Below are 5,037 nucleotides of genomic sequence, written 5' to 3'. Positions count from 1 at the left end.
TTTGGATTTTATCTAACCAAAATTCAAGATAATTCATAGGACAATTAAGTTCTGTATTAATTCTTTGTTTTAGTTTGTTTTTTGATTTATCAATATCTTCTTGCGGTTTGGATTTTATCTAACCAAAATTCAAGATAATTCATAGGACAATTAAGTTCTGTATTAATTCTTTGTTTTAGTTTGTTTTTTGATTTATCAATATCTTCTTGCGGTAAATCTTTCCCGTTTTTAGTATATTTAATCTCTCTTGTATACTTCATAAATTCTGGAAAGTCACATTTGAAACTTTTTATCGTCTCGCCTGTTTTCGGATCTTTCATTTCTTTTCTTAAAATCATACATCCCATTCTGCTAATTCTATCAATCTCTTTATTCCCGTCAATTTCATATTCTCTTTTACATCCGTCAATTATTAACTGCGCTACTACAGACAAAATAACAAAATTATCATATAGTTCTTTTATTGTATCCTTATCTGGTTTTTCTTTTTCTAGTTCAGTCCAATAGTATGTCATTGCTAACTGAGCAAGATTACTTGAATATCCGATTCCCATTTGAGATTTTGAAAATTTATTATCCATAGCAGCATAATCTTTTTTTGTGTTATTGTATGTAATTCCTGATTCATTAAGCGCGTTTACAATTGTAGGATACTTTTCATAACATTCTTTTGCACATCTAACCATAGTAGGTTGGTTCGTTACTAAAAAGAAATCGGAATCAAAATCACATCCATTTGCACGATCCTGTATATCGGTATGAATACAATTAACTGCAAGAATATTTTTACTAAATGGGAAATATTCTTTCATTTCCTTGGAATACATATTATGAAGATAACATACATTGTTTGGGGAATTATGAGGATTTCTGAAGGCTGCTAAATATTCATCATTTTCAAATCTAGTAGTATAACATTGAATAGCTCCATCTTCAGGTTTTAATGTAGGGTCATTATTAAAATTCTCACCAACAGAATAAAGTAGTAGTGCATATGGATTACCGCAAACCGTAAGATTATCGCCATTAACCATAATCTTACCTTTTCTTAATCTGAACACATATTGTTTGATGATTTCTTTCTTCTCATATCTAAAAAACTTACTATTGGCGAAATCATGATTCTGATTATATAAATCTGCAAGCATCTCATAATGATTTACTTCTGTGGCATTTTTTCTAAGAAACTTTTCAAATAAATCATTATCTGTCTTTAAAGCCTCTATGTAATCAATACTTGTTTTAGCAATATTTCTTACATCATTCAGAGAACATGGAAGAGTATTAATCATCTGATAACTCAACTGCTGTAAATCTCCAAGCTTACTAGGGTGATCTGTTTTAACTATTCCCCAGACATTACTATCTGCTCTGACGCGTTCACACCAATATTCATATGCTTCGGTTATATTATTACCCATTAATGAAGCAAATTTCTTCCATTTAATCGCATTGTCAGTCGTGATAATCTTAATATCTTTTAAATAATGCCATTTACCAAACATATCTTGAATTTGATATGTTTCATAATCATGACCATTATCTAAACACCATTTTTTAAAAAACTTCTGTAAATAAGATTTAAACGCACATGCTTTAAAAAGATGCATTCTTAATAATGCCATTCCATTAATATATGATGGTAATTCCAAATATGTTGGATCTGCTTCAATTAAAGCCATTCCATCCCATAATGTATTTTTAACTTTACATTCTTCTGTGTCAACCACACATTTTTTTAATTTCTTCTTTTCGGGCTTGTTTTCTTTATGGTCATTATCATTGTTTGTATCATCATTACTGTTATCATTATTCTCATCTGGGTCATATTCTTCACACCTGACAATATTTGCAATGGTTTTAAAAAATGAATCCTGGTCTTTTAGAATTAATACATCTTCTACAGGAATATGAATTGTTCCAACAATAGTAGAAGTGGTTAAAGGAGCATAGGCAGACATTTCGACAATCTTAGCATTATCCTTTTCCATTTTCTTTCCAAGACCAATCGTGAGCCAATCATAAGCCATATCATAAAGCTTTTCATTTATAAAAATAACCTGTCCGACTTTTGCCTTAGCGCTAGTTCGAAAAAGCATTTCATATCTGATAGGTTCCTTTTTTACAGTTCCATCCTTCATCTTTTTGGTGTATGTGATTGTTACACCATTTTCGTAAAAATATTCCCTAATTTCATCCTTGCTTTTTTCATCATATAATTCTCGCCTAGCATCTACTTTTTTGATAGCTTTTTCAAGTCTATCTTTTAATTCTCCATCTGCTTCAGAATGAAGTTTTACCAATCTAGCATGTTCATCCTCATATGATCTACTCCCGTAATCATAATTCAAACACACAATATCTCTAGTAGATTCATTTTTATATACATTTAATCCATTCTTTTGAAGAAAGAAGCTGAATAAACTATTGTTAAACATTGCATCTGTGTATGTAAAATAATCTCTTGTTCCAAGATTAACATCATATAACATACCAGCATTTATATTCTTGATTTTAATTCCAAATTCACTCATATAATATTACTAACACCACCTAATCCTTTCATACTTCGAGGAACTCAACAAACACTCCTCATATCTATATTCGCCACACACTCATAAACAAAACCATCATTTGTTGTATAGTAAATATCTTTAATCCCCAAATCTTTAATCGCAGCCATACAAGAAGGGCATGGTCTACCAATCCCAAAAGGTCGATCATTTCTCATTCTGTAAATATATAATTTCACTTTTGAAAAATTGATTTCAAGATTTTTGATTTGATTAAGACAGTTAATTTCTGCATGAAGTTTCGGAAGCATTGAATCAGAATGTGTACGATATTTATTATAGAACTGCTGCGTAGGATGGGTTTTATTAGAATTGCATCCTAAACCAATTATTTGTCCCTGATAGACAGCTACACATCCTATATGAGGATTTTTATAATCAGATATATTTGCAACATCCCTAGCTTTCTTAAAAAACTTATAATCTGAATTATATAACATTATGCATTCGTCCTGATTAGTCTCTCTTTAAATTTCGTAGTAACCTTTTTATAATTTTGACACCATGAATCGAAAGAGTGGTCACGGGATATTCTATCAGCTCTACGACTTCTGATTTCGTACTTACCAGTTGGGTGACAAGTGTAAAAATCTGATTCTAAAATAATTCCTCCATACGTTCTATGATCTAAGTATGTAATAGTCTTTGTTGTCTGCATTTTATGTATTATGTCTCCTTTTAATGTAAGTGGAAGAGTAGAAGATGATAATATTTTCTACTCTTCATATAAAAATATTAAGCTACAGTAATATTAAAATATCTTTCGTAAGCATGTACTAATTTATTATTCGCAAACTCATTATTCTGATAAGTTTTATGTAATGCCTCTACACACCAAGATGTATCAATAATATTGAAATTTCGAATATACTCTAATGCTTCTGGAAGTTTATCTGGTTCAATATCAGCGTATCTCATTACATCAAATTTCTTTAAATATCCTTTTCTCATAGAACCCTGATAGAATGAAATAAATAATTTGTATTTATCTTCTTTAGAGTCACCTAATAATTCGCGCATTCTTCTATAACGTGCTTTTGTTAATCTATCAGCATCTGTTTTACTAAGTCCGCGTTCATCTAATTTTTCTTTAATTGTTGACTCAATTTTACTTGAAATATTACTTGTAACAGCGGTGGTGACATTAGCTTCAATTTCTTTACCAGTAGCAACCATTTCTATTTTCACCTGATTGCTAATTTGATTTTGAAGTCCATTAATAATTTTCCCAAGAACTCCATTCGTGATTTGAAGTGATTCATTTGTTCCACGAAGAGACCTAGCAATATCTCCTGTTAGTTCTTCCAAATTTAATACTTTTGTTTCTAATACTGTGTTCATAATAATTTTCTCCTTTACATTTCAATAATTTCTTTTTCCGTGTTAATAGTTTTCAAAATTCTATCAGCCCATTTTTTCACTGAATTAATACATCTTTCATACTCAATGCGAGTTGCATTTGGAATATCATTAAAGCTTTCAGCCATATAATCGTATTTTGACATTTCTTTTACAAAATCTAACATCTTCAATGTAATTTCACTACAATGAGAAACCAATTCATAATTTGTACTTGTTCCAAGTGCTGTGCTAATCATTTTTTCCTTCTCAATTAGGTTAGCTGACATATTAATATTCTCTTTTGTCTTTTCTTCAAGTTTCTCTTGAAGAGTTTTGATTTTGTCTAAAGTCTCTGGACGATCGATTTCTTTGGTAACAATTTCCGTTTTTGTTCCCTGCTGGACTAGCTCACTGATACGAAGCTTATATTGTCTTGCAGCTTCATCCATCTCTTTCTGAGTATATTTTTTGCCCGAAAGTTTTAAATTCTCACATTCTTTTTTTAATTCTTCATTTTCAGAAATATACTTTTGAATCTCTTTACTTGTATATTTTTTAGTAACATCTAGCTTTTCAATTAATCTTTCCTGTTCTTCTTCAGATAAAGAAGAAATAATATCCGCTGCAACTGTCTTGGAAAACACACCTTTATCCAGACAATCCTTCATGTCCTCTGTAAGATTACGTTCTATGGAAAGAGCGCGTTTTAAGTTTGTTTTTGATGTGCCAAGCTGGGATGCTATTTCTGAGAGAGACATTTGAGCAGAGAGTCCATTATGGACTCTCTGGTGTCCACCACCAATTTCTCCATGCTTAAACCCACACAATCTCACATACTCATCAGCGACTTTTCTCTGTTTTCTATCATCATTTTTGCTTCTACCAAAATTGGCTGCGAGAAGAACTTTGAGTTTCTTATCTTCATCAATTAAATCTTCTCTAATTCTAATAGGAACCAATTTTATCCCTAACTCTTTAGCTGCTTTATATCGCTGATGTCCAGATATAATAGTCATATCTGGAGCAACGATAATTTCTGAAATAATTCCTTCTTCTTTAATGGAATTTTTAAATTCTTCATATTCTTTTCCAGAGATATCATCAAAAATTCTGTATTTCTTGG

4 protein-coding genes are annotated in these 5,037 nt (G+C 30.8%); all 4 read right to left on the bottom strand.

Translation table 11 applies throughout. The features are described from left to right. Positions 1-89: 89 nt before the first annotated feature. The gene (locus DWX91_RS15820) at positions 90-2,534 is read right to left on the bottom strand and encodes a hypothetical protein (RefSeq protein WP_243099085.1); all 2,445 of its coding nucleotides are present in this window, start codon (positions 2,532-2,534) and stop codon (positions 90-92) included. 44 nt (positions 2,535-2,578) lie between these two features. After that, a complete protein-coding gene (locus tag DWX91_RS15815) occupies positions 2,579-3,013 on the bottom strand; it encodes a deaminase (RefSeq protein ID WP_118539712.1) in 435 nt (144 codons plus the stop codon). A gap of 295 nt (positions 3,014-3,308) precedes the next feature. Further along, complete coding sequence (locus DWX91_RS15810; RefSeq protein ID WP_118539710.1) at positions 3,309-3,914, bottom strand: ORF6C domain-containing protein; 606 nt, start codon at positions 3,912-3,914, stop codon at positions 3,309-3,311. Positions 3,915-3,928: 14 nt separating this feature from the next. Continuing rightward, positions 3,929-5,037: ParB/RepB/Spo0J family partition protein (locus DWX91_RS15805; protein ID WP_147354432.1), on the bottom strand; the 1,109-nt coding region annotated here is incomplete at its 5' end.

The organism is Clostridium sp. AF22-10 (genome assembly GCF_003478725.1).
GTDB classification, from domain to species: Bacteria; Bacillota; Clostridia; order Lachnospirales; family Lachnospiraceae; genus Otoolea; species Otoolea fessa.
This window is presented reverse-complemented; position numbering and strand designations above follow the sequence as displayed.